Origin of the sequence: Streptomyces sp. NBC_00572 (assembly GCF_026341815.1) — a bacterium.
Classification (GTDB): Bacteria; Actinomycetota; Actinomycetes; order Streptomycetales; family Streptomycetaceae; genus Streptomyces.
Genome location: NZ_JAPENX010000001.1, coordinates 2,092,778 through 2,117,442, shown reverse-complemented (window position 1 = coordinate 2,117,442; position 24,665 = coordinate 2,092,778). Strand labels below are relative to the sequence as shown.

Annotated in this window: 23 protein-coding genes and 1 tRNA gene; 19 read left to right on the top strand and 5 right to left on the bottom strand. The window is 72.1% G+C overall.

The features are described from left to right. Positions 1-64: 64 nt before the first annotated feature. From galU to OG514_RS09535, 7 genes are all read left to right on the top strand, one after another. Positions 65-976, top strand: a complete 912-nt coding sequence (gene galU / locus OG514_RS09565; RefSeq protein ID WP_266892873.1) for a UTP--glucose-1-phosphate uridylyltransferase GalU — start codon at positions 65-67, stop codon at positions 974-976. Positions 977-1,145: 169 nt separating this feature from the next. After that, positions 1,146-2,414: a gephyrin-like molybdotransferase Glp gene (gene glp / locus OG514_RS09560; protein WP_266900805.1), complete on the top strand. Its 1,269-nt coding sequence runs from the start codon at positions 1,146-1,148 to the stop codon at positions 2,412-2,414. A 57-nt stretch (positions 2,415-2,471) separates the two neighbouring features. Next, positions 2,472-2,957: a cyclic pyranopterin monophosphate synthase MoaC gene (moaC, locus tag OG514_RS09555; protein WP_055600182.1), complete on the top strand. Its 486-nt coding sequence runs from the start codon at positions 2,472-2,474 to the stop codon at positions 2,955-2,957. Positions 2,958-3,025: 68 nt separating this feature from the next. Continuing rightward, on the top strand, positions 3,026-3,529 hold the full coding sequence (locus OG514_RS09550; protein WP_266900804.1) for a molybdenum cofactor biosynthesis protein B: 504 nt from the start codon (positions 3,026-3,028) through the stop codon (positions 3,527-3,529). Then, the gene (locus tag OG514_RS09545; RefSeq protein ID WP_266892865.1) at positions 3,526-4,137 is read left to right on the top strand and encodes a GNAT family N-acetyltransferase; all 612 of its coding nucleotides are present in this window, start codon (positions 3,526-3,528) and stop codon (positions 4,135-4,137) included. Before OG514_RS09550 ends, OG514_RS09545 begins: the two co-directional genes overlap by 4 nt. Positions 4,138-4,274: 137 nt before the next feature. After that, a complete protein-coding gene (gene glpR, locus OG514_RS09540; protein WP_266892863.1) occupies positions 4,275-5,303 on the top strand; it encodes a gephyrin-like molybdotransferase receptor GlpR in 1,029 nt (342 codons plus the stop codon). Between the two features lie 93 nt (positions 5,304-5,396). Further along, positions 5,397-5,470: transfer RNA gene (locus OG514_RS09535), tRNA-Ala, on the top strand. A 96-nt stretch (positions 5,471-5,566) separates the two neighbouring features. On the opposite strand, the gene OG514_RS09530 is transcribed toward OG514_RS09535, so the two are convergent. After that, positions 5,567-6,046: a GNAT family N-acetyltransferase gene (locus OG514_RS09530; protein ID WP_266892861.1), complete on the bottom strand. Its 480-nt coding sequence runs from the start codon at positions 6,044-6,046 to the stop codon at positions 5,567-5,569. Positions 6,047-6,096: 50 nt separating this feature from the next. On the opposite strand from OG514_RS09530, the gene OG514_RS09525 reads away from it, so the two are divergent. Then, the gene (locus OG514_RS09525) at positions 6,097-6,900 is read left to right on the top strand and encodes an exodeoxyribonuclease III (protein WP_266892859.1); all 804 of its coding nucleotides are present in this window, start codon (positions 6,097-6,099) and stop codon (positions 6,898-6,900) included. Between the two features lie 247 nt (positions 6,901-7,147). On the opposite strand, the gene OG514_RS09520 is transcribed toward OG514_RS09525, so the two are convergent. Continuing rightward, on the bottom strand, positions 7,148-7,786 hold the full coding sequence (locus tag OG514_RS09520) for a MerR family transcriptional regulator (protein ID WP_266900803.1): 639 nt from the start codon (positions 7,784-7,786) through the stop codon (positions 7,148-7,150). 284 nt (positions 7,787-8,070) lie between these two features. Here OG514_RS09520 and OG514_RS09515 point away from each other — a divergent pair, with 284 nt between their 5' ends. From OG514_RS09515 to OG514_RS09500, 4 genes are all read left to right on the top strand, one after another. Next, on the top strand, positions 8,071-9,621 hold the full coding sequence (locus OG514_RS09515) for an NAD(P)/FAD-dependent oxidoreductase (RefSeq protein ID WP_266892857.1): 1,551 nt from the start codon (positions 8,071-8,073) through the stop codon (positions 9,619-9,621). Continuing rightward, positions 9,618-10,523, top strand: coding sequence for an alpha/beta fold hydrolase (locus OG514_RS09510; protein WP_266892855.1), 906 nt, complete (start codon positions 9,618-9,620; stop codon positions 10,521-10,523). The genes OG514_RS09515 and OG514_RS09510 overlap by 4 nt, the downstream gene beginning before the upstream one ends. Beyond that, positions 10,520-11,410, top strand: a complete 891-nt coding sequence (locus OG514_RS09505) for an SDR family oxidoreductase (protein WP_266892853.1) — start codon at positions 10,520-10,522, stop codon at positions 11,408-11,410. The genes OG514_RS09510 and OG514_RS09505 overlap by 4 nt, the downstream gene beginning before the upstream one ends. A 155-nt stretch (positions 11,411-11,565) precedes the next feature. After that, a complete protein-coding gene (locus OG514_RS09500) occupies positions 11,566-11,751 on the top strand; it encodes a hypothetical protein (RefSeq protein ID WP_266892851.1) in 186 nt (61 codons plus the stop codon). A 78-nt stretch (positions 11,752-11,829) separates the two neighbouring features. Here the strand turns inward: OG514_RS09500 and OG514_RS09495 are convergent, their stop codons facing one another. Beyond that, positions 11,830-12,930, bottom strand: coding sequence for a barstar family protein (locus tag OG514_RS09495; RefSeq protein ID WP_266892849.1), 1,101 nt, complete (start codon positions 12,928-12,930; stop codon positions 11,830-11,832). A 141-nt stretch (positions 12,931-13,071) separates the two neighbouring features. Here OG514_RS09495 and OG514_RS09490 point away from each other — a divergent pair, with 141 nt between their 5' ends. Continuing rightward, complete coding sequence (locus tag OG514_RS09490) at positions 13,072-13,578, top strand: GNAT family N-acetyltransferase (RefSeq protein ID WP_266892847.1); 507 nt, start codon at positions 13,072-13,074, stop codon at positions 13,576-13,578. A gap of 76 nt (positions 13,579-13,654) precedes the next feature. Here the strand turns inward: OG514_RS09490 and OG514_RS09485 are convergent, their stop codons facing one another. Further along, on the bottom strand, positions 13,655-16,987 hold the full coding sequence (locus OG514_RS09485; RefSeq protein ID WP_266892845.1) for a S41 family peptidase: 3,333 nt from the start codon (positions 16,985-16,987) through the stop codon (positions 13,655-13,657). Positions 16,988-17,308: 321 nt separating this feature from the next. Here OG514_RS09485 and OG514_RS09480 point away from each other — a divergent pair, with 321 nt between their 5' ends. After that, entirely contained in the window at positions 17,309-17,881 is a 573-nt protein-coding gene (locus OG514_RS09480) for a TetR/AcrR family transcriptional regulator (protein WP_266892843.1), read from the top strand. A gap of 119 nt (positions 17,882-18,000) precedes the next feature. Beyond that, positions 18,001-20,205 carry an MMPL family transporter gene (locus OG514_RS09475; protein ID WP_266892841.1) on the top strand — a complete coding sequence of 735 codons (2,205 nt, stop codon included), beginning with the start codon at positions 18,001-18,003 and terminating at the stop codon, positions 20,203-20,205. A 27-nt stretch (positions 20,206-20,232) separates the two neighbouring features. On the opposite strand, the gene OG514_RS09470 is transcribed toward OG514_RS09475, so the two are convergent. Continuing rightward, complete coding sequence (locus tag OG514_RS09470) at positions 20,233-20,643, bottom strand: SsgA family sporulation/cell division regulator (protein ID WP_266892839.1); 411 nt, start codon at positions 20,641-20,643, stop codon at positions 20,233-20,235. 135 nt (positions 20,644-20,778) lie between these two features. Between OG514_RS09470 and OG514_RS09465 the strand changes: the two genes are divergently transcribed. Genes OG514_RS09465 through OG514_RS09450 form a run of 4 tightly spaced genes read left to right on the top strand, consistent with a single transcriptional unit; the run spans position 20,779 to position 24,579 of the window. Further along, positions 20,779-21,819: an energy-coupling factor ABC transporter permease gene (locus OG514_RS09465; RefSeq protein ID WP_266892837.1), complete on the top strand. Its 1,041-nt coding sequence runs from the start codon at positions 20,779-20,781 to the stop codon at positions 21,817-21,819. Position 21,820: 1 nt separating this feature from the next. Next, a complete protein-coding gene (cbiQ, locus tag OG514_RS09460; RefSeq protein ID WP_266892835.1) occupies positions 21,821-22,582 on the top strand; it encodes a cobalt ECF transporter T component CbiQ in 762 nt (253 codons plus the stop codon). Continuing rightward, positions 22,579-23,328: an energy-coupling factor ABC transporter ATP-binding protein gene (locus OG514_RS09455; RefSeq protein ID WP_266892833.1), complete on the top strand. Its 750-nt coding sequence runs from the start codon at positions 22,579-22,581 to the stop codon at positions 23,326-23,328. Before cbiQ ends, OG514_RS09455 begins: the two co-directional genes overlap by 4 nt. A gap of 60 nt (positions 23,329-23,388) precedes the next feature. Beyond that, positions 23,389-24,579, top strand: coding sequence for a serine hydrolase domain-containing protein (locus OG514_RS09450; RefSeq protein ID WP_266892831.1), 1,191 nt, complete (start codon positions 23,389-23,391; stop codon positions 24,577-24,579). The last annotated feature ends 86 nt before the right edge of the window (positions 24,580-24,665 follow it).

The window sequence follows — 24,665 nt, the reverse complement described above, 5'->3', positions numbered from 1 at the left end:
TTATCTGGAGGAAGTTAATCGGAGCCACATCTTTCTCTCATTCCGAACGACTAAAGTGCTCCGCATGAATCACTCGCTCCCCAGGCTGGGCCGGATCAGCAAGGCTGTCATCCCGGCCGCCGGCCTCGGCACCCGCTTCCTCCCGGCGACCAAGGCGACGCCGAAGGAGATGCTGCCGGTCGTCGACAAGCCGGCCATCCAGTACGTCGTCGAGGAGGCCGTCGCGGCCGGCCTCTCCGACGTCCTGATGATCACCGGCCGGAACAAGCGTCCCCTGGAGGACCACTTCGACCGGAACTACGAGCTGGAGGAGGCCCTGAGCCGGAAGGGCGACGCGGAACGCCTCTCCAAGGTCCAGGAGTCCAGTGACCTCGCCACCATGCACTACGTGCGCCAGGGCGCCCCGCGCGGCCTCGGTCACGCCGTGCTCTGCGCCGCCCCGCACGTCGGCGACCAGCCCTTCGCGGTGCTCCTCGGCGACGACCTGATCGATCCGCGCGACCCGCTGCTCGCGCGGATGGTCGAGGTCCAGGAGCGGGAGGGCGGCAGCGTGATCGCCCTCATGGAGGTCGAGCCCTCGCAGATCCACCTCTACGGCTGCGCGGCGGTCGAGGCGACCGTCGACTCGGACGTCGTGAAGGTGACGGACCTGGTCGAGAAGCCGGACGCGGACGAGGCACCCAGCAACTACGCGATCATCGGCCGTTATGTGCTGGATCCGGCCGTCTTCGAGACGCTGCGGGAGACCGAGCCGGGCCGCGGCGGGGAGATCCAGCTCACCGACGCCCTGCAGAAGCTCGCCTCGGACGAGAAGATCGGCGGCCCGGTGCACGGCGTCGTGTTCAAGGGGCGCCGTTATGACACCGGTGACCGCGGTGACTATCTGCGTGCCATTGTCAGACTCGCGTGCGAACGTGAAGATCTGGGACCGGACTTCCGGGCCTGGCTCCGGAGATACGTCAGCGAGGAGATGTAGCACCTTGAGCAGCAGCGCGGCACCGTCGCCGTCCCACGACGACCAGGATCACGGCGACCGGGGACACGGGGACCACGTCCACGGCGACCATGACCACGGTGATCACGGTGATCACGGCCATGGTGACGGGACGGGCGCGGTCGACCCCTGCGCGGGTCCCGCGCGCGGGCTGTGGTCGGTGGACGAGCACCTGGCCGACATCCTCGCGACGGTCGGCCCGCTCGACCCCATCGAGCTGCAACTCCTCGACGCGCAGGGCTGTGTCCTCGTCGAGGACGTGACGGTGCCGGTCGCGCTGCCCCCCTTCGACAACAGCTCCATGGACGGGTACGCGGTCCGGATCGCCGATGTCGCCGGTGCCACCGAGGAGTTCCCCGCCGTCCTCACCGTCATCGGCGATGTCGCGGCGGGCGCCGGCGGCCTGCCCGAGGTCGGCCCCGGCCAGGCCGCCCGGATCATGACCGGCGCCCCGCTGCCGCCCGGCGCCGAGGCCGTCGTCCCCGTCGAGTGGACCGACGGCGGTACGGGCGGCGGCGCGGCCACCGGCATGACCGCCGCGAGCGCCGCCCCCGAGGGCGCGGCCGGCGAGGTCAGGGTGCACCGCGCCGCCGAGGCCGGCGCGCACGTCCGCGAGCGGGGCAGCGACGTCCGGGCCGGGGAGCTGGCCCTGGCGGCGGGCACGGTCCTCGGACCGCCGCAGATCGGACTGCTCGCCGCGATCGGTCGCGGCACCGTCCGGGTGCGGCCCCGCCCCCGGGTGGTCGTCATGTCCACCGGCAGCGAGCTGGTACAGCCCGGCGAATCGCTGGGCGAGGGCCAGATCCACGACTCGAACAGCTTCGCGCTGGCCGCGGCCGCGCGGGACGCGGGCGCCCTCGCGTACCGGGTGGGGGCCGTCGCCGACGACGCGGAGTCGCTGCGCGCCACCATCGAGGACCAGCTCATCCGGGCCGATCTGATCGTGACCACGGGCGGCGTGAGCGTCGGCGCGTACGACGTGGTGAAGGAGGCGCTGACCGCCGACGGGCAGGTCGACTTCCGCAAGCTGGCCATGCAGCCGGGCAAGCCGCAGGGCTTCGGCGCGATCGGCGCCGAGCAGATCCCGCTGCTCGCCCTGCCGGGCAACCCGGTCTCCTCGTACGTCTCCTTCGAGCTGTTCGTCCGGCCCGCGATCCGGTCCCTGATGGGCGTCGAGGACCTGCACCGGCCCCGGGTGCGGGCGGAGCTGGTCGCCGACAAGGCGCTGTCCTCGCCGGCCGGGCGGAGGCAGTTCCTCCGGGGGACGTACGACCCGGAGGCGGGCACCGTCACTCCGGTGGGCGGTGCGGGCTCCCATCTGATCGCGGCCCTCGCGCACGCGGACTGCCTGCTCGTGGTCCCGGAGGAGACGGAGAGCGTGGAGCCGGGTGCCGTCCTGGAAGTGGTCCTCCTCGGCTGAGGGGGCGAGGGTGGGGGTACGGTGTCGTCCCACACAGCGACCGGGAGTGTCACGGCGATGAGCACGCAGCAAGGTCTCACCCACATCGACGAGGCGGGCGCGGCCCGCATGGTCGACGTATCGGCGAAGGACGTCACGTCCCGCACGGCGCGCGCCAGCGGGCGGGTGCTCGTCTCGCCGCGCGTGATCGAGCTGCTGCGCGGCGAGGGCGTCCCGAAGGGCGACGCGCTCGCCACCGCCCGGATCGCCGGGATCATGGGCGCCAAGAAGACCCCGGACCTCATCCCGCTCTGCCATCCGCTCGCCGTGTCGGGCGTGACCCTGGACCTGGCGGTCACGGACGACGCGGTCGAGATCCTGGCGACCGTGAAGACCACGGACCGCACGGGCGTCGAGATGGAGGCGCTGACGGCGGTCTCGGTGGCGGCCCTGACGGTGGTCGACATGGTGAAGGCGGTCGACAAGGGCGCGGTCATCTCCGACGTACGGGTGGAGGAGAAGACGGGCGGAAAGTCGGGCCACTGGACGCGGAGCGAGTCGTGACGCGCGGGGGCCGGGTGTCGGGCGTGCACGAGCACGAGGAGCCGCCCCCGGCGGCGCTCGGCGACGACATCGGCGGCGCGCTCCTCGCCCCGTACGCCGCACTCGTCGTCACCGCCTCGAACCGGGCGGCGGCCGGGGTGTACGAGGACAAGGGCGGTCCGCTGATCGTCGAGGGCCTGACCCGGATGGGCTTCGCCGTGGACGGCCCGCAGGTCGTTCCGGACGGGGCGCCGGTCGAGGCGGTGCTGCGGGCCGGGGTCGCCGCCGGGTACGACGCGATCGTGACCACCGGCGGTACGGGCATCTCGCCCACCGACGAGACGCCCGAGGTGACCCGGCGGGTCCTGGAGCGGGAGATCCCGGGCATCCCGGAGGCGATCCGGGCATACGGCCGGGAGAAGGTGCCGACGGCGGCGCTCTCGCGGGGCCTCGCGGGCGTCGCGGGCGGCACGCTGATCGTGAACCTGCCGGGGTCGCCCGGCGGGGTACGGGACGGGCTGACCGTCCTGGAGCCGATCCTGCGGCACGCCGTCGACCAGATCCGCGGCGGCGACCACCCGAGACCGTCGTGATCCCGACCTGGCCCGTGGTGCTCGTGGACGGCGAGGTGGTGCTCCGTCCGATAAAGATGCGTGACCACGCGGCCTGGCGCGAGGTGAACCGGCGCAACCGGGAGTGGCTGCGGCCCTGGGAGGCGACGGTTCCGCCGCCGGCCCCGGGCGGGCCGGTGACGCAGCGGCCGACGTACCGTCAGATGGTCCGTCATCTGCGGTCGGAGGCGAACGCGGGCCGGATGCTGCCGTTCGTGATCGAGTACCGGGGGCGGCTCGTCGGCCAGTTGACGGTCGCCGGGATCACGTGGGGCTCGATGTGCTCGGGGCACGTGGGCTACTGGGTGGACAGCGAGGTGGCCGGCCGCGGGGTGATGCCGACGGCGGTCGCGCTCGCGGTCGACCACTGCTTCCGCGTGGTGGGGCTGCACCGGATGGAGGTCTGCATCCGCCCGGAGAACGGGCCTTCGCGCCGGGTCGTGGAGAAACTGGGATTCCGTGAGGAGGGGCTGCGGCCCCGCTACCTCCACATCGACGGCGCGTGGCGGGACCATCTGGTCTTCGCGCTGACGGCGGAGGAGGTGCCGGAGGGGCTGCTGCGCCGCTGGCACCAGGCAAGAATAAAATAAGTGTTCGAATTCAATCGGTAGTTGGCAGTCAATCGATCGGAACAATCACAAAAAAGTTCAGTGATATCAGCCAGATCGTGCGACACACCGGGCCAATTGGCCGATGCCGTCCCGCGAACCCCTCTACCGTGTGAGGCGTGAGCAGCAGCGGCCTCATCTACGCAGTCATCGTCGGGGCCTGGGCCGCCTACTTGGTGCCGATGTGGCTCCGCAGGCAGGACGAGCTGAACGAAGCCCGTCCGACGGAACGCTTCAGCACCGCCATCCGGCTGCTTTCCGGACGGGCGGGCATGGAGCGCCGGTACGCCAAGGAGCTCAAGGAGCGGGACCGTACGGCGGAGGGTCCGACGCCCGACGTGGACCCGGACGCGGAAACCGAGCATTTGAGCTCGGTCGACGTCCGGGCGTTTTCCGCGCCCGCGGCCAGAACGGAAGCGCGCCTGGAACTCCCGGAACCCGAACGGGAAAAGGCGCCGCATCCCGCCCAGGCCCGCGCGGCCACGGGTGCCGCCGCCGAGCGCGCCCGCCGGGGCAAGGTCCTCGCGAGGCGCCGCCGCACCACGACGCTCCTCTTCGCCGGCTTCACCCTCGGCGCGGTCGTCGCGGCCGTCGGCGGAGTCGCCTTCCTGTGGGCGCCGGCCGTGCCCGCACTGCTCCTCAGCGCCTACATCGTGCATCTGCGGGTCCAGGAACGCCGCCGGTTCGTGTACGTGATGGACCGGCGGCGCGCGGAAGCGGCGGCGGCCCGGCTGCGCGAGAGCCGGCGCCCCGCGCCCACGCCGGAACCGCAGCCCGACTCCGCCTCGGCCCCCTCCCCGCAGGAGGCGGACCGGCGCGCCCTGGTCGAGCAGACCGACCACGCGGAGTGGGTGGACCAGCAGCGCGACCGCGGCCCGGCCCGCGGCGAGAGCTGGGACCCGGTCCCGGTCCCGCTCCCGACGTACGTCACCGCCCCGGTCGCCCCGCGTGCCACGAGCGGCATCGACATCACGGACCCGGAGACCTGGAGCGCGGCCCGCTCCTCCACGGCGGCCGACCCGGCCCCCGCTCCGTCCCCGGCGCCCCGCCAGCGCACCGCTCAGCCCCGCCGCACCCGCGACCACGGCCGCACCCCGCTCTTCGACCAGTACGCGGACGACGACCGCCCCCGGGCGGCCAACGAATGACCCACCGGGGGCCCGCGACGGCCCCCGGCTGACCTGCGAGGGAATGGATTTTTGCCTGAGCCGGTCGGGATGCTAATGTTTCACACGTCGCAAGGGCCTGTGGCGCAGTCTGGTAGCGCACCTCGTTCGCATCGAGGGGGTCTGGGGTTCAAATCCCCACAGGTCCACAGACACCGGGAATCCCGTCCGATCGAAAGATCGGGCGGGATTTCCGCTTTTCCGGGATCGGGTGGGGGTCCCGGTCTCCCGGGACCCGGACCCGCTCAGGTCAGCGGCTTCGCGAAGCAGCGGCTGTTGGGGTAGTCGCGGTAGTGGCCGAACTTGGCGCAGGGTTCGTAGCCGCTCGACGTGTAGAGGGCTATCGCCTCCGGCTGGGCGGTGCCCGTTTCCAGGACCATGCGGGTGCGGCCGGCCTCGCGGGCGTCGGATTCCAGGGCGGCCAGGATGCGACGGGCCAGGCCGAGGCCGCGGGCCTCGGGGACCACGTACATGCGCTTGAGTTCGGCGTCGCCGTTCTCGTAGCCCTCGTCGTTCTTGTCCTGGGTGCGCCAGCCGCCCGTGGCGACCGGGCTGCCCGCGGGGTCGTACGCGAGGAGGTAGAGGCCGCGGGGAGGGGCGAACATTCCGGCGTCCAGCGGTGTGACATCGCCCTCGTCGTCGTAGCGGACGGCGTACTCCGCCTGGACCGCGTCGTTGAGTTTGACGGCGTCGGGGTGGTCATAGGGCGTGGGCTGGATGTTCATGCGGAGTATCGTACATGTATGCGATGCCTGGGTGTCGGTATTCTCCCGGGATGCTCACTGTGACGTCCGTGAATGTCAATGGTCTTCGTGCAGCCGCCAAGAAGGGGTTCGTCGAGTGGCTCGGTGGTACCTCCGCCGACGCCGTCTGCCTCCAGGAGGTGCGCGCCGAGGAGGCGCAGCTGCCCGAGGAGGTGCGGGCGCCCGAGGGCTGGTTCACCGTCCACGCGCCCGCCGCCGCCAAGGGGCGCGCCGGGGTCTCCCTCTACACGCGGCGCGAGCCCGACCGGGTGCGCGTGGGCTTCGGGTCGAGCGAGTTCGACGACAGCGGCCGGTACGTCGAGGCCGACCTGCCCGGCGTGACCGTCGCCAGCCTCTACCTGCCCTCCGGCGAGGTCGGCACCGAGCGCCAGGACGAGAAGTGCCGGTTCATGGGGGAGTTCCTGCCGTATCTGAAGGAGCTCCGGGAGCGGTCCGCCGCCGACGGGCGCGAGGTCGTCGTCTGCGGCGACTGGAACATCGCCCACCACGAGGCCGACCTCAAGAACTGGAAGGCCAACAAGAAGAACGCCGGCTTCCTGCCCGAGGAGCGGGAGTGGCTGGGGCAGGTGCTCGACGAGGGGGACGGCGGGTACGTCGACGTCGTGCGCGCGCTCCACCCCGAGCAGGAGGGGCCCTACTCCTGGTGGTCCTACCGCGGGCGCGCCTTCGACAACGACAGCGGCTGGCGTATCGACTACCAGATCGCCACCCCCGGACTCGCCGCCAAGGCCGTCAAGGCCTACGTCGAGCGGGCCGCGACCCATGCCGAGCGGTGGAGCGACCACGCACCCGTGACCGCCGTCTACGAGATGTAGTTCCTTTTCGCCGTTCGTTTCCCGCGCGGTCCCGTGCTGCCGTACCACGGGACCTGGTGGGGGGAATTGTTGAGCGCGTGCATTCTGATCGCCGAGGACGACGAAAAGCAGTCACGGCTCATGCGCATCTATCTGGAGCGGGAAGGAAATACCGTCCAGGTGGTCGCCGACGGGCGTTCCGCATGGGACCGGATCCGTTCCGTACGCCCGGATCTCGTCGTCAACTTTCGAAGAACCTGTCAGGCGATCATGAGGCCGGTTCCGCCGGTCCTTCCTGGTGCAGCCGGCGATCGAGTGCCATCGACAGTTCGGCCTCCACCACGCTCTTCGCGAGCGGGCGCAGCCGCCACAGGTCGTCCTCGGCGGCGTGGGTGCGCAGGAGGTCGGTGAAGAGTTCGGCGAGGGCGTCGGCGTGCTCGCGGACGCGGGCGCCGGCCTTGAGGACCTCGGCGAGCGGGACGCCCTCGCGGACGAGGGCGGCGGAGACGTCGAGCAGACGGCGGCTGATGTGGATGATCTCCTCGCCGTCGGTGACGAGGTAGCCGAGGTCGAGGGCGGCGGCGAGGTTCTCCGGGGTGACCTCGCCCGCGAAGTGGTCGGCGAGCTCCTCCGGTGTGAGGCGGACCGGCTCCTCCTCGCTGGGGGCGCCGAGGGCGAGGACCTCGCGGACGTTGCGGCCGCTCTCGAAGGCGGTGGTGAGGTCGGCGATGCCGTTGAGGGTGTGGCCGCGCTCCAGGAGGGCGGCGATGGTGCGCAGCCGGGCCAGGTGCTGCTCGTCGTACCAGGCGATCCGGCCCTCGCGGCGGGGCGGGGGGATCAGACCGCGCTCGCGGTAGAAGCGCAGGGTGCGCACGGTGATTCCGGCGGCGGCCGCCAACTCGTCCATGCGGTACTCGCGTACGCCCTCGGGCTCGCCCGCGGCGGACTGCCGACCCTCACGTACGCGTTCGGGCTCGCCCGCGCCCGACCGCCGACCCCCGCGTGCGCCCTCGGGTGTCACGGTGCCGGGTCCCGATCCTTCGCCTGATCCTTCTGCCACGCACGCCAGCCTATGTTGTACCGCCGGTAACTTTCCCTCGCCCGACCCCTACCGCTCGGTATGGAGCTGCTCTACAGTCCCGACTGTGCCAGTGATTGCTGGCGGGATTGGCCGGGCGCGTGGGAGGCGGCATGGCGAAGCACGAGCAGGTACGTGTGGCGGTGATCGGATCGGGATTCGGTGGCCTCGGCGCCGCCGTCCGGCTGCGCCGCGAGGGAATCACCGACTTCGTGGTCCTGGAGCGGGCCGACTCCGTGGGCGGCACCTGGCGGGACAACAGCTACCCCGGCTGCGCCTGCGACGTCCCCTCCCACCTCTACTCCTTCTCCTTCGCGCCCAACCCCGACTGGCCGCGGACCTTCTCCGGACAGCGCCACATCCGCGCGTACCTGGAGCATGTCACGGACACCTTCGGGATCCGCCCCCACCTCCGGCTCGACCACGAGGTACGGCGGATGGAGTGGGACGCCGAGGCGCTCCGCTGGGAGATCGAGACCAGTCAGGGCACCTTCAGCGCCGAGGTCGTCGTCTCCGCCACCGGGCCGCTCTCCGACCCCAAGATCCCCGACATCCCCGGTATCGCCGACTTCCCCGGCAAGGTCTTCCACTCGGCCCGCTGGGACCACGACTACGACCTCACCGGCAAGCGCGTCGCCATGATCGGCACCGGCGCCTCCGCCATCCAGATCGTGCCCGCGATCCAGCCGCAGGTCGGGAAGCTGACCCTCTTCCAGCGCACGCCCCCGTGGGTCATGCGCCGGATGGACCGCGCCATCAGCGGCCCCGAGCGCTGGCTGCACCGGGCCGTGCCCGTCACCGGAACCCTGCGCCGCGGTCTCCTCTGGGGCATCCGCGAACTGCAGGTCGGCGCCTTCACCAAGCACCCGAACGAACTCGGACTCATCGAGAAGCTCGCCAAGGCCAACATCGCCAAGGCCGTCAAGGACCCCGTCCTGCGGGCCAAGCTGACGCCCTCGTACCGCATCGGCTGCAAGCGCATCCTGCTCTCCAGCACGTACTACCCGGCGGTCGCGCAGCCCAACGTCGACGTCGTCGCCTCCGGTCTGCGCGAGGTCCGCGGCTCGACCGTGGTCGCCGCCGACGGCACCGAGACCGAGGTCGACGCGATCATCTTCGGCACCGGCTTCCACGTCACCGACATGCCGATCGCCGAGCGGGTCGTCGGCGCCGAGGGCAAGACGCTCGCCGAGACCTGGAAGGGCGGCATGGAGGCGCTGCGCGGCGCCACCGCCGCCGGCTTCCCCAACTTCATGACGGTCATCGGCCCCAACACGGGCCTCGGGAACTCCTCGATGATCCTGATGATCGAGTCCCAGCTGAACTACATGGCCGACTACCTGCGCCAGCTGGCTCTGCTCACTCCCTCCGGGCCGGGCGGGCGCGCCGCCCTCGCCGTCCGGCCCTCCGCCGTCGGCGCCTGGAACCGCAGGGTGCAGGCGCGGATGGAGCGGACCGTCTGGAAGGCCGGCGGCTGCGAGAGCTGGTACCTCGACGCCAACGGCCGCAACACCACACTGTGGCCGGGCACGACGAGCGAGTTCCGGCGCGAGACCCGGCAGGTCGACCTCTCCGAGTACGAGGTCATCCGCGCGCCCAAGCCCGCGAAGTCCGTTCCCGCGAAGGCCCGCACCACCTCCCGGAAGAAGGAGGCCGCCCAGTGAGCCGGCACCTGACCTCGCTCCCCACCTCCCGCGAACTCACCGCCGTCTCCGCCGACGGCGCCCGGATCCACGTCGAGGTGTACGGCCCCGAGGGCGCGCCCGCCGTCGTCCTCGCCCACGGCTGGACCTGCTCGATCTCCTTCTGGGCCGAGCAGATACGGGCCCTCGCCGCCGACCACCGGGTCATCGCCTACGACCAGCGCGGCCACGGCAGGTCCCCGGCCCCGGCCGGGCCCTCCGGATACGCCACCCGGGCGCTCGCCGACGACCTCGAAGCGGTCCTCGCGAACACCCTCGCCCCCGGTGAGAAGGCCGTCCTCGCCGGACACTCGATGGGCGGCATGACCCTCATGGCGGCGGCCGACCGGCCGGGCTTCCGGGAGCACGCGGCGGCCGCGCTGCTCTGCTCCACCGGGCCCTCGCGGCTGACCGCCGAGGCCACCGTCGTACCGGGCCGGCCGAGCGACCGGCGGACCCGGCTCACCCGGGGCGTCCTCGGCGCGAAGGCCCCCCTCGGGCCGGTCAACGCCGTCTCCAGGAAGATCCTCAAGTACGCGACGATGGGCCCCGGTTCGGCCCCCGAGCGGGTCGACGCCTGCGCCCGGATCGTGCACGCCTGCCCCCGCGGGGCACGTGTCGGCTGGTCCAGGGTGCTCTCCGAGCTCGACCTCGAAGCGGGCCTGCGGGCGCTCGACCTGCCGGTCGCGGTCGTCGTCGGCACCGCCGACCGGCTCACCCCGCCCGTCCACTCCCGCGCCATGGCCGAGGCGCTCCCGCAGTGCGTGGGGCTGCTCGAACTGGCAGGTACGGGGCATATGACACCTGTGGAGGCCCCCGAGGCCGTCACCGCGCGGATCCGCGAACTGACCGACACGTACCTGGAAGTGAAGGAGAAGGCATGAGCCGGGTGAGCCTGGAAGGACAGGTCGCGGTCGTCACCGGAGGCGCCCGCGGCGTCGGGGAGCTCCTCGCCCGCAAGCTGTCCGCACGCGGTGCGAAGATCGCGCTCGTCGGCCTGGAGCCGGAGCAGCTCAAGGAGGTCGCGGGGCGGCTGCACACCGAGGCCGACTGGTGGCACGCCGACGTCACCGACCACGAGGCCATGGCCAAGGTCGCGGCCGAGGTGAAGGAACGGTTCGGGAAGGTCGACATCGTCGTCGCCAACGCCGGTGTCGCGGCGGGCGGTCCGTTCGTCGAGTCGGACCCGGGCGCCTGGCGGCGGGTCATCGAGGTCAATCTGATCGGCGGCGCGGTCACCGGCCGGGCGTTCCTTCCGGTCCTCATGGAGTCGCGGGGGTACTTCCTCCAGATCGCCTCGCTCGCCGCCATGACCCCCGCCCCGATGATGACGGCGTACTGCGCCTCCAAGTCGGGCGTCGAGGCCTTCGCGCACAGCCTGCGCGCCGAGGTCGCGTACAAGGGCGTGAAGGTCGGCGTCGGCTACCTCTCCTGGACCGACACCGACATGGTGCGGGGCGCCGACCAGGACGACGTGATGAAGGAGCTGCGGCAGCGGCTGCCGTGGCCGGCGAACCGCACGTACCCCCTCGGCCCGGCCGTCGACCGGATCGTGGCGGGCATCGAGCGGCGCTCCCCGCACGTGTACGCGCAGTGGTGGCTGCGCGGGATGCAGTCGGTCCGCGGCTACCTGCCCGGGATGATCGCGACCGTCGGGCGGCGCGAGATGAAGCGCTTCGAGCCCCGCCTCGGTTCGGTCTCCAAGGGCCTTGTGGGCGCGGGCGGCGCGGCCGACGAGGAGGCGAGGACGGCGGGCCGGGCCGGACACTGACGGGGCTGCTGCCGCGCGGCGGCCGGGGGGATCGCCGCGCGGTAGCCGTCCGTAACTGATCGAAATGCGTGGAATGTTCGCTCGTGCAAGGCTGGTCGAGGCCCAAGGGGCACACCGCCCCTGTCTCCCTCACACCCTTCTAGGAGTGAACTTTCATGGGCATGGCAGACCAGTTCAAGGACAAGTCGCAGCAGCTCGGCGAGAAGGCCAAGCAGGCCATGGGCAAGGCGAAGGACGAGGCGTCCGAACGCGCGTCCAAGGGCCGCGAGCGCTCCGACGACGAGACGCGCAGGGCCCAGCAGGAGGCCCAGGACCGTCTCGACCAGGACTACGACGCCTGACACGTCGTTCTCTCGCGTGCTGTGTCGAGGAGGCGCACCCGGTTCACCGGGTGCGCCTTCACGTGCGTCCGCGCGCGCTCATGCCCGCACGACCCGCATCCCGTCCTCCTCCAGGGCGTGGACCGTCACCGCGAAGAGGTCGTACGGATCACCGTCCGGGGACAGCGCCCGGGAGAGGTGTGCGCGGGCGACGTCGGAGTTCCGCCAGGTCAGGGTGGAGGGGGCGGTGAAGCCGAAGCCACCGCCCTGGCAGTCGTGGAGGGCCTGGAGGCATCCGCCGAAGTAGCCGCCGGGCCCGTTCACGGCCTCGCCGAGCGCGAGCCAGAGACTCGGCTCGTCGGTGACGTGCCGCCCGTCGAGCGTGTACGCGGTCCCCGCGGGCCGGTCCTCGTGCGTGCGGCGGCAGGCCCGCTCCCGGACGAGGTCGTGCCACGCCCCGCGCCGCCGGGTGTCGAGCCCGGCCCAGGCGCCGGGCGTGGTCGGCGGCCCGGCGAGCCACCGCTCCCAGAGCGGGCGGGCGAACTCGGGGACGGGGTCGACGAAGGAGCCGTCGAACTCCACGTCGAGCAGTTCGGGGCCGAGCGCGGAGGGGCGCCATGCGGTGACGCTGGCCCACAGGCGCCGGTCGGTGAGGGGTGCGCCGTGCGCGTCCCGGAGTTCCAGGACGGCCGTCTCCAGCTCCAGGGCCTTCCGCGTCCCGGTCGCGAGCGCCCGCCGCAGCTCCTCGCTCGGCGCGAGGCCGCGCAGGACGAGCGGAGGCGCGGCCGGCTCCGCGGGCAGGACGGCGGCGAACTCCTGGCAGGAGCCCAGCCATCGGGTCCCGTCGTGGATCCGTACGGGGCCGCGGTGGCCCTCGGGCGGACCGTCGCAGTCGTCCTCTCCCAGGAGGACGAGACGTCCCGCCGCCGCCCGGAGGCCGACGGCCTCGACGTCCGCCAGGCGCCAGGCGTCGAGCGTCCCGTCCTCGGGGACCAGCCAGACGGTGCTGCCGAGCCACTCCGGGGCCGGGGCCGGGGCCGGGGCTCCGGTCGTCTCCGGGACCCAGTCGAACAGCTCGTACGTCCCGCTCCGGGGCTCGCCGAAGAGGCCCTCCACCTCGGCGAAGTCACCCCAGACGTGGCCGTCCTCCTCCCTGACCAGGGAGAAGGGGGCGGGCGAGGGGCGTTGTTCCACGGTCATGTCGTTCCTCGTGCGAAGGTGGCGTACGGCACGTTCCTCTCCTCCCGGAGGGCCGGGGCAGAGCGCGCCGCAGCTGGTCAGACCTTCAGAGGGCCGAAAAGTTGTACGCACCGGGCTCCGGATCTTCGTACGGTGGCGCCCATGGCCGTACTTGAGCGACTGCGATCCGATCACGCCCCCGCCCTGCTCGCCTTCGAGCGGGACAACCGGGGGTATTTCGCCGCGTCCGTGCCCGACCGGGGGGACGCGTACTTCACCGACTTCGAGGAGCGGCATCAGGCGCTGCTCGACGAGCAGGAGACCGGGGGGATCCACTTCCATGTGCTCGTGGGGGAGGGCGGCGAGATCCTCGGGCGGTTCAATCTCGTCGACGTCGCCGACGGGGCCGCCGAGCTCGGGTACCGGGTGGCCGAGAAGGCGACCGGACGCGGGGTGGCGACGGCCGGGGTGCGGGAGGTGTGCCGGCTGGCGCGCGAGGAGTACGGGCTGAGCCGGCTGACCGCCGTCACGACCCTCGACAACGACGGGTCGAGGGTCGTGCTCGGGCGGGTCGGCTTCGGTGCGGTCGGGAGCGTGACGCTCGACGGGCAGGCAGGGACGTCGTACGAGCTGGATCTGGCCGACGGCGTGGGGCGGAGCGCCGCCTAGGGGGTGTCTGACCATTCCTGTCGGGGCCGGCCGGCCCGGCACGCACGCTCGCCGCACGGAACGGCCCCGCGGGGGGTTACTCCTCGGCCGTCCCTCGCGGCGGGAGTTTCGGGCGGGAGCGGTCCGGGAGGCCCTCGTAGCCCGGGGGGCTCGCCGCCGGGGTTTCCGCGAGGAGTTCGAGGGCCAGCTCGACCGCGTCGTCGAGCTGGGCGTGCCGGCCCTCCGCCCAGTCGAGCGGGGTGCGCAGGATCGCCAGGTCCGGTTCGACGCCGTGGTTCTCCAGGGACCAGCCGTACTCGGGGAACCAGGCCGCGTTCATCGGGACCGTGATCTGGGTGCCGTCGCCGAGCCGATGGCGGCCGGTCATGCCGACGACTCCGCCCCAGGTGCGCTGGCCGACGACGGGTCCCAGGCCGAGGAGTTTGAACGCGGCGGTGATCATGTCGCCGTCGGAGGAGGTCGCTTCGTCGGCGAGGGCGACGATCGGGCCGCGCGGGGCGTTGGAGGCGTACGCGACGGGCTGGGCGTTGCGGGTGAGGTCCCAGCCGAGGATCTTGCGGGTGAGTTTCTCCATGACGAGTTCGCTGATGTTGCCGCCGGCGTTGCCGCGTACGTCGACGATGAGGGCCGGCCGGGAGACCTCCATGCGCAGGTCGCGGTTGAACTGGGCCCAGCCGGAGCCGCCCATGTCGGGGATGTGCAGGTAGCCGCAGCGGCCGCCGCTGATCTCCCGTACCACCGCCCGGCGTTTGGCGACCCAGTCCTGGTACCGCAGCGGACGTTCGTCGATCAGCGGGACGACGGCGACGCGGCGGGCCCGGCCCTCGCCCTCGGCGGGCGTGAAGGTGAGTTCGACGGTGGTGCCGCCGGTGCCGGAGAGCAGCGGGTACGGGCCGGTGACCGGGTCCACCGGACGGCCGTCGACATGGGTGAGGACGGCGCCCTCGCGGATGCCCGTACCGGCGAGCGGGGAGCGGGCCTTGGAGTCGGAGGACTCGCCGGGCAGGATGCGCTTCACCGTCCAGCCGGACTCGCGGGGCACCAGGTTCGCGCCGAGGAGGCCCATGGGCCGCTGGTAATGCGGCGGGCCCTCGTTGCGGCGGGCGGGGGTGACGTAGGCGTGGGAGGTGCCCAGTTCGCCGACGACCTCGCGGAGCAGGTCGGCGAACTCGTCGGGGGAGGCGACCCGTTCGACGAGCGGCCGGTACTGGTCGAGGACGGCCGTCCAGTCGACCCCGCCCATGCCGGGCTCCCAGAAGTAGGCGCGGACGATCCGGCCGGCCTCGTCGAAGGCCTGCCGCCACTCCGCTCCCGGGTCGACCTCGTGGAGGATGCGCCGCAGGTCCAGGTAGACGGTGGAGTCGCCGTCCCCGGACTCGGTCGCGGGCACGGCCCGCAGCTCGCCCTCGTCGGCGACGACGAGCCGGGTGCCGTCGCCGCTGACCGAGAACCAGTCGAGGTCCTTGGCGAGTTCGCTCTTGCGGGCCTTGGTGATGGAGAAGTACTCCAGGGTGGGGCGGCCCGAGGTGTCGGCCGGGTTGGCGAAGGTCTCGCCGAGCGCGCCCGAGATGGGCCAGCGCAGCCAGACCAGGCCGCCGCCGCTGACCGGGTGCATGGCGGAGTACTTGGAGGCGGCGACGGGGAAGGGCGTGACCCGGTCGGGGAGCCCCTCGATCTCGACCGTGACGGTGCCGTCGGTGGTGGCCTCCGTGTCGTCGTCGGCGGGGTCGAGACCGCCGGCCGCCGGCCGCCCGTCGGGGAGCAGCGCGAACGGGGAGGGCGTCGCGGAGGAGAGCGGGACGAGGTAGGGGCGGCAGCCGAGCGGGAAGGACAGGTCGCCGGTGTGCACGTCGTACACCGGGTCGAAGCCGCGCCAGGAGAGGAAGGCGAGGTAGCGGCCGTCCCGGGTGAAGACGGGGTTCTCGTCCTCGAAGCGCCCGTTGGTGACGTCGACGACGGTCCGGGCGCCGGGGCCGGAGATCCGGGCCATCTTGATGGAGCGCAGGGAGCGGCCGATGCCGGGGTGGGACCAGGTGAGCCAGGCGCCGTCGGGGGAGAAGGCGAGGTCGCGGACGGGTCCGTTGACGGACCGGATGAGTTCGGTGACCTCGCCTCCCCCAGACTCCGTCCGGGAGGTGCCCCCAGAGGCCTCGGTGGCGTCGAGGAGGAGCAGCCGGCCGTCGTGGGAGGCGATGGCGAGCCGCTCGCCGTCCGAGTCGGCGACGAGTTCCTCGACCCGGCCGAGATCGCCCGAGGCGAGGCGGCGCGGCGGCCGGTCGCCGCTGGCCCGCGGCAGATAGGCGACCTCGACGGCGTCCTCGCCCTCGGCGTCGGTGACGTAGGCGACCTGGCCGCCGCTGCCGAGCATCTCGGGCAGCCTGACCCGGACGCCCGGGGTGTCGATGATGGTGCGTGCGGGGCCGTCGCGGTGGGTCAGCCAGTAGAGGCTGCCGCGCACGGAGACGGCGCTGGCCCGGCCGGTCTCGTCGACGGAGACCGCGTCGACGTGGTGGGCGGCGGGCACCTGGTAGCAGCGGCGGCCGACGCGCTGGCCGCCGAGCCGCACCTCCAGTTTCCGGGGGCGGGAGTCGGGGGTGAGCGCGTCGACGATCCACAGCTCGCCGGCGCACTGGTAGACGACCCGGCGTCCGTCGCTGGAGGCGTGCCGGGCGTAGAACTCGTCGTGGTCGGTGTGCCGGAGCAGGTCGGTGCCGTCGGGCAGGCAGGAGTAGAGGTTGCCGACGCCCTCGTGGTCGGAGAGGAACGCGACCCGGCCGTCGACGGCCATCGGGGAGTCGAGGTGGCCGCCGATGTCGGGCAGCAGCCGCTCGCCGTGCAGCCAGAGGCGGCCGGTGGCGCCGCCGAGGTAGCGCTTCCAGGCGGCCGGTTCGTGCGGCGGCTTTCCGGTGAGGAGGAGGGTGCGGCGCTCGCCCTCGTGCTCGCCGCCGTCCTCGGTGACGGCGATGTCGGAGACCGGGCCCCAGGGCAGGCGGCTGCCAGGGGAGCCGTCGGTGTGGACGGTGTAGGCCCAGGAGTAGTACGAGAAGGGCTGTCCGTGCGAGGAGACGGCGAGGATGTCGGAGCGGCCGTCCTTGTCGGGGGGTGTCCAGCCGCAGACGCGGGTGTCGGTGGAGCCCCAGTAGGTGAGCCGCCGGGCGGACCCGCCTTCGATGGGGACGAGATGGATCTCTGGGTCGAGGCTGCGCCAGTTCGTGTACGCGATCTGCCGGCCGTCCGGCGAGAAGCGCGGGTGCCCGACCCGCGTCCGGTCGACGGTGAGCCGCCAGGCCCGGCCGGGGCGGTGGTCCCCGGGGACGAGCGGGGCGATCCACAGATCGTCCTCGGCGGCGAAGCACAGCAGGTCGTCGTGGAGGTGCGGAAAACGGAGATACGCGACGTCGTCACTCACCTCCTCATGCTTTCCGCGCGGAGGGGGTGCGGCAACTCGTACGTGTTTGCGGGCGGCGTGAGGGGTCGGCGACCGGTACATGCGTGCGTCGCCGGGGGTGGTGAGTCGTACGGGCTTGCGGGCGTCGCCGGGGGGTGTTGAGTCGTACGGGCTTGCGGGCGTCGCCAGAGGGTGCGTCAACCCGTACGCGTTCGCGGGCGTCTTGGTGGTCGTGGCTCGGCTTCGGTGTGGCCCAGGACACGTACGAAACGGTTTCGTTTCGCTGAGGGCGGGGGTATCTTCTTACTGTACGAAACCGTTTCGTTCGACAGGAGTTCGGTCATGGCCCGCAGCAGGCTCACCCCAGAGCGTGAGTCCGAGCTGTACGGAGCCGTGCTCGACCTCCTGCGTGAGGTCGGCTACGACGCCCTCACCATGGACGCCGTCGCCGCCCGCACCCACTCCAGCAAGGCCACCCTCTATCGCCAGTGGGGGAGCAAGCCCGAGCTGGTCGCCAGGGCTCTGCGCCACAACAAGCCCATCAGGCTCACGGAGATCGACACGGGCACCTTGCGTGGCGACTTCCAGGCGATGATGGCGCTGACCGACGACTGTCAGATGGAGAAGGACACCGCGCTGATGCGCGGCCTCGCCCACGCTGTCCACACCAACCCCGAACTGCTCCAGGCGCTGCGCGAACTGCTCATCGAACCCGAGATCAGCAGCATGCGCGACACCTTGGAACGAGCGGTGGAACGGGGTGAGGTCAGCGCCGACAATCCGGCACTGAAGTACGTCCCGCACATGATCATCGGGGCGTTCGTCGCCCGTCCGCTGGTCGAGGACAAGCCGATCGACCATGCCTTCATCACCGACTACGTCAACGCCGTCGTGCTCCCCTCACTCGGCGTCTGACCTTCCCCGCAGCACGGCCTGCACCACTCGCATCACCCGCACCACCTGACGTCGAACCGCTCACGCCGTCGGGCCGGCTCCCCATGCCCTGTCCCACCACGAAATGGGAGTACGCCCCCGTGGCCACGTTCCTGTACAAGCTGGGCCGTTCCGCCTTCCGGCGCCGACGGCTCGTCGCCCTCCTCTGGGTGGCCCTCCTGGCGGTCGCCGGGATCGGCGCCGCCACCGCACCCGCGCCGACCTCCGGCTCCTTCTCGATCCCCGGCACCGAGGCCCAGCGCGCCTTCGACCTGCTCGAAGAGCGCTTCCCGGGCGCCGGAGCCGACGGGGCCACCGCCCGCGTCGTCTTCAAGGCCCCCGAGGGCCAGAAGATGACCGACCCGGCGCACAAGGCCGTCGTCCAGGAGACCGTCTCCGCGCTGAAGTCCGGCTCGGACCAGATCGTCTCGGTCACCGACCCGTACACCGCGCACGCCGTCTCCCAGAACGGCTCCACCGCCTACGTCTCCGTCGCCTACAAGGTCAACGCGATGGAGCTGACCGACGAGACGCGCGAGGCGCTGACCCAGGCCGGACACAACGCGCAGGGCAAGGGACTCACCGTCGAGGTCGGCGGTGACGCCCTCCAGACGATGCCGGAGACCGGCTCGGGCGAGATCGTCGGCGTCGTCATCGCCGGCATCGTCCTGGTCCTCACCTTCGGCTCGCTCGTCGCCGCCGGACTCCCGCTGCTCACGGCGATCATCGGCGTCGGCATCGGCGTCTCGTCGATCGCCGCGCTCGCGAACGTCCTGGACCTCGGCTCCACCACCTCCACCCTCGCGATGATGATCGGCCTCGCGGTCGGCATCGACTACGCCCTCTTCATCGTCTCCCGCTACCGCGCGGAGCTGGCCGAGGGCCGCGAGAAGGAGGACGCCGCGGGCCGAGCCGTCGGCACGGCGGGCTCCGCCGTCGTCTTCGCCGGACTCACCGTCGTCATCGCCCTGGTCGGCCTGGCCGTCGTCAACATCCCGATGCTGACGAAGATGGGCTTCGCCGCCGCCGGCACGGTCGTCATCGCCGTACTGATCGCGCTCACCCTGATCCCGGCGCTGCTGGGCTTCGCGGGCGACAAGGTCATCGGGCGCAAGCAGCGCAAGGCCGCGAAGGCCGGCGGTGCCGCCCCGACGGGCGACCCGAAGGCCGCGAAGCCGAACGGCGGCACCCGCTGGGCCCGCTTCGTCATCCGCCGCCCCGTGATGGTGCTGCTGATCGGCGTCCTCGGCCTCGGCGCGATCGCGTTGCCCGCCGCCTCCCTGGAGATGGGCCTCCCGGACGACGGCGTCAAGCCGACCTCCACCACCGAGCGCCGGGCGTACGACGCTCTGTCGGACGGCTTCGGCCCCGGCTTCAACGGCCCGCTGCTCGTCGTCGTCGACGGCGACAAGGCGACCGCCGACAAGGCGGTCTCCACGATCAAGGGCCTCGAAGGCTGGTCCGCCGTCACCCCGGCGACCCCGAACAAGGCCGGCGACGCCGCGATGATCACGGTGATCCCGAAGGACCGTCCGTCCTCGGAGGCCACCGAGAGCCTCGTCCACGACATCCGGAACGCCACCGGCGACGACGTCCTCGTCACCGGCGCCACCGCGATGAACATCGACTTCTCGCAGAAGATGAACGACGCCCTGGTGCCGTACCTGGCCCTCGTCGTCGGCCTGGCCTTCCTGCTCCTGACCCTGGTCTTCCGCTCGATCCTCGTACCGCTGAAGGCGGCCCTCGGCTTCCTGCTCTCGGTGGTCGCGGCCCTCGGCGCGGTCGTCGCGGTCTTCCAGTGGGGCTGGCTCGGAAGCCTCTTCGGGGTCGAGCAGACCGGCCCGATCATGTCGATGATGCCGATCTTCATGGTGGGTGTCGTCTTCGGTCTCGCGATGGACTACGAGGTCTTCCTCGTCACCCGGATGCGCGAGGCGTACGTCCACGGGGAGCGGCCCGGCGAGGCGATCGTGACCGGCTTCCGGCACAGCGCCCGGGTGGTCACCGCCGCCGCGGTGATCATGATCGCGGTCTTCTCCGGCTTCATCGGCATGACGGACCAGATGATCAAGATGATCGGCTTCGGCCTGGCCATCGCGGTCCTCTTCGACGCCTTCGTGGTCCGGATGGCGATCGTCCCGGCCGTCCTCGCGCTGCTCGGCCACAAGGCCTGGTGGCTGCCGAAGTGGCTGGACCGGATCCTGCCGAACGTGGACGTGGAGGGTGAGGGTCTCGCCGGCACCGCGCCCGCGGACGAGGCGGACGGCGGGGCCTCCGGCCCGAAGCCGGACCTCGTGAAGGTCTGATCCCGAGGTCGCTCGCCACGTGCGCCGTCAGCTCGTCGTCATCGACGCGCCGGCGGCGTACGTGTGTTTCAGGAAGCGGGTCAGCGCCGTGGTGTCGAACTGGACGACCGTGACAAGGCCGTCGTCCTTGTGGAGTTCGACGACCGTCTGCACCCGGCCGCAGGGCCAGACCCCGATGTCGCCGCGGCGGGTCGGGGCGCGCAGGCCGGTCTCCAGGAGGACGCGGGGGAAGGACCACTCGACGTCGCCGGGGAAGACGAAGCGGACGGTCGCGGGGGAGAAGCCGGGGTCGTAGCGGAGGTCGACGGGGACGGGCCGGGAGAGCGGGGCGTCGCTGATGATCCGTCCCCTGGCGTGGTCCTCGACTGCGAGGTCGGTGTCGCGGTCGACTGAGCGGTCGGCTTCGTGGTCGGGTTCGCGATCGTCTGCGGCGGCCATCGGGGGCTCCTCACAGTTTGTCCTCTTATCGACTAATGTCCCACTCCTTCCCGGCGTGCGCACGAACCATGCGCCGCTTTTCTGTGACCTGTGCGCTCTTGCAAGTGCTTTGCAGGAGCGCTCATCATTCAGGGCGTGCATGTACCTGACGGATTCATCAACGCCCCCGTATCGGTCGCCGCCGGTGTCGTCGCCGCCGGCGCCGTCGCCGTAAGCCTGCGCGGGGCACGGCGGGAACTGGACGAGCGGACCGCTCCACTCGCCGGACTCGTCGCGGCCTTCATCTTCGCCGTCCAGATGCTGAACTTCCCGGTCGCCGCCGGGACCAGCGGACATCTCCTCGGCGGCGCGCTCGCGGCGATCCTCGTGGGGCCGTGGACCGGCGTGCTGTGCATAGCCGTCGTCCTGCTCATGCAGGGCATCCTCTTCGCCGACGGCGGCCTCACCGCCCTCGGCGTGAACATCACCGTCATGGGCGTCGTCACCGTCGTCGTCGCCTACGCGCTCTTCCGCGGCCTCGTCCTGCTGCTGCCCCGCACCCGCTCCTCGGTGACCGCGGCCTCCTTCGTCGCCGCGCTCGTCTCCGTACCGGCCGCGGCCGGTGCCTTCACCGTCCTCTACGCGATCGGCGGCACCACCGACGTCCCGGTCTCCAAGGTCCTCACGGCCATGGTCGGCGTGCACGTCCTCATCGGCATCGGCGAGGCCGTCATCACCATGCTGACCGTCGGCGCGGTCGTCGCCGTCCGCCCCGACCTGGTCTACGGCGCCCGCGGCCTGACCGCCCCGCTCAAGCTCCGCGTCGGCGGCGAACTGGTCGACGCGACCCCGGCCGCCGCACCTGCCGCGCCCGCCCGCTCCCCGAGGAAACTGTGGATCGGCGGTGTCGTCACCGCGCTCGTCCTCGCCGGCTTCGTCTCCTTCTACGCCTCCGCCAGCCCCGACGGCCTGGAGAAGGTCGCCGCCGACAAGGGCATCGACAGCAAGGTCGAGGACCACGCGGCAGCCGACTCCCCGCTCGCCGACTACGGCGTCAAGGGCATCGAGACCGCCCGCCTCTCCGGCGGCCTCGCCGGCACGATCGGCGTGGGCGCGACCCTCGCCGTCGGCACGGGCGCGTTCTGGGTCGTCCGCCGCCGCCGTACGCACGCCGAACCCCGTACGGAAGCCGTCTGACATGGGAGCCGGGCACGCCCACAAGCTCTACCGGCACGCGCACTCGCCGGTCCACGAGCTGCCCCCGCACACCAAGCTCGCCGCGGTCCTCGGCTTCGTCGTGGTCGTCGTCTCGACGCCCCGCGAGGCCGTCTGGGCCTTCGCCCTCTACGCCCTGCTCCTCGCGGTCGTGGCGGCGAAGGCCCGCGTCCCGGCCGGCTTCCTGCTGAAACGGCTGCTCATCGAGGTGCCGTTCGTCGCGTTCGCGCTGCTCATGCCCTTCGTGGTCCCCGGCGAGCAGACGACCGTCCTCGGAGTGTCCCTCTCCGTCCCCGGACTGTGGGGCGCCTGGAACGTCCTCGCCAAGGGCACCCTCGGCGTCGCCGCCTCCGTGCTCCTCGCCTCCACCACCGAACTGCGCGAGCTGCTCCTCGGCCTCCAACGGCTGAAGCTGCCCCCGCTGCTCGTCCAGATCGCCTCGTTCATGATCCGGTACGGGGACGTCATCACCGACGAGATGCGCCGGATGTCCGTCGCCCGCCGCTCGCGCGGCTTCGAGGCGCGGGGCGTCCGGCACTGGGGCGTCCTCGCCAAGTCGGCGGGCGCGCTCTTCATCCGCTCGTACGAGCGCGGGGAGCGGGTCCACCTCGCCATGGTCAGCCGTGGCTACACGGGCACGATGCCGGTCATCGACGAGGTGACCGCGACCCGCGCCCAATGGACGTACGCCGCCGCGCTCCCCCTCACCGCACTGCTGATCTGCCTCCTCGGATGGACGCTATGACGACCCCTCCTCCCTCCCTCGACGTACGCGGGCTCGCGTACGCGTACCCCGACGGCCACCAGGCCCTCTTCGGTGTCGATCTGACCGTCGGGCGCGGCGAGCGCGTCGCCCTCCTCGGCCCCAACGGCGCCGGCAAGACCACCCTGGTCCTCCACCTCAACGGCATCCTCACGGGCGGCGCGGGCGGCGTCACCGTCGCCGGGCTTCCGGTCGGCAAGAAGCACCTCGCCGAGATCAGGCGCAAGGTCGGCATCGTCTTCCAGGACCCCGACGACCAGCTGTTCATGCCGACCGTCCGCGAGGACGTCGCCTTCGGCCCGGCGGCGGCGGGCCTCCGGGGCGCCGAGCTGGAGGCCGTCGTACGGAAGGCCCTCGACCGGGTCGGGATGGCGGAGTACGCGGACCGGCCGCCGCACCACCTGTCCTTCGGGCAGCGCCGCCGGGTCGCCGTCGCGACCGTCCTCGCCATGGAACCGGAGATCCTCGTCCTCGACGAGCCGTCGTCCAACCTGGACCCGGCCTCGCGCCGCGAGCTCGCCGACATCCTCCGCTCGCTCGACGTCACCGTCCTCATGGTCACCCACGACCTGCCGTACGCCCTGGAGCTCTGCCCGCGCGCGGTGATCCTCAGCGAGGGAGTCATCGCCGCCGACGGACGGACCGGCGAGATCCTCGCCGACGAGGAGCTGATGGCCGCGCACCGCCTGGAGCTGCCGTTCGGCTTCGTGCCGCAGTCGGTGGCCTGAGGCCGCCCCGGAATCGGTCCCCCTCCCTCCGCGTTGCACCATGGGGGGGTCGGATCGGCGATGGAGGAGTGGGACGTGGACGTCCAGGGCACGGTGGCGGCGGGCTGGGAGCCGGTCAGGGACGCGTTCCTGCGCAATTTCGAGCAGCGCGGTGAGCGCGGCGCGGCCGTCGCCGTCCACCACGACGGCGCTCCGGTCGTCGACCTGTGGGCGGGCACCAAGGACGTCGAGGGCGAGGCGCCCTGGTCCGAGGACACCGCCCAGGTCGTCCGCTCGGCCACCAAGGGCGTCGCCGCCGCCGTCCCCCTGCTCCTGCACCAGCGCGGTCTGCTCGACCTGGACGCCCCGGTCGCCGCGTACTGGCCCGAGTTCAAGGCGGCGGGCAAGGACCGCGTGACCGTACGGCAGCTCCTCGCCCACCGGGCGGGCGTCCCCGTCCTGGACCGGCCGCTCACCCTCGCTGAGGCCGTCGACCTGGAGACCGCGACCCGCGCGACAGCCGCGCAGGCCCCCGTCTGGGAGCCCGGCACGGCGCACGGCTACCACGCCCACACCTTCAGCTGGCTGCTCTCCGGACTGGTCCACCGGGTCACCGGCCGCACCATCGGCCGCTGGGCCGCCGAGGAGATCACCGGCCCCCTCGGCCTCGACCTGTGGATCGGACTCCCGGAGACCGAGGCCCACCGGGTCGGCCGGCTCGGCCCCGTCGAGGAGATCGAGCCGCCCGGCAGCGGCGCCCTCAAGCTCCGCCCGAAGCGCTCCGTCACCGAGGCGTACCAGGACCCGAACTCCCTGACCCGGCGCGCCTTCGGGGTCATCGACCCCAAGCCCGACGAGAACGACCCGGTCTACCGGGCCGCCGAACTCCCCGGCTCGGCCGGGGTGGCGACCGCCCGCGCCCTCGCCCGCTTCTACGCGGCGACCCTCGGCCCCGTGGACGGCGCCGAGCGCCTCTTCACCCCCGACACCCTGACACTGGCGCGGACCGAGGAGTCGGTGGGCGCGGACAAGGTGCTGCTCGTCGGCACCCGCTTCGGCCTCGGCCACATGCTGCACGGCCCGGCCTCCCCGCTGTACGGCCCGTCGTCCTTCGGCCACCCGGGCCGCGGCGGCTCGCTCGGCTTCGCCGACCCCGACTCCGGGATCGCCTTCGGGTACGTGACGAACGGCATGCGCAAGACGGTCACGGCGGACCCGCGGGCGCAGTCGCTGGTGAGGGCGGTCAGGTCGGTCATGGACGCCGCCCACTGACCGGATCGAGCCATCCCGGACCTGACATTCTGAGCGTCCGGCGCGCGGATCGGTGATCATCCGAGCGCTACCGTGTGCCCGCTCCA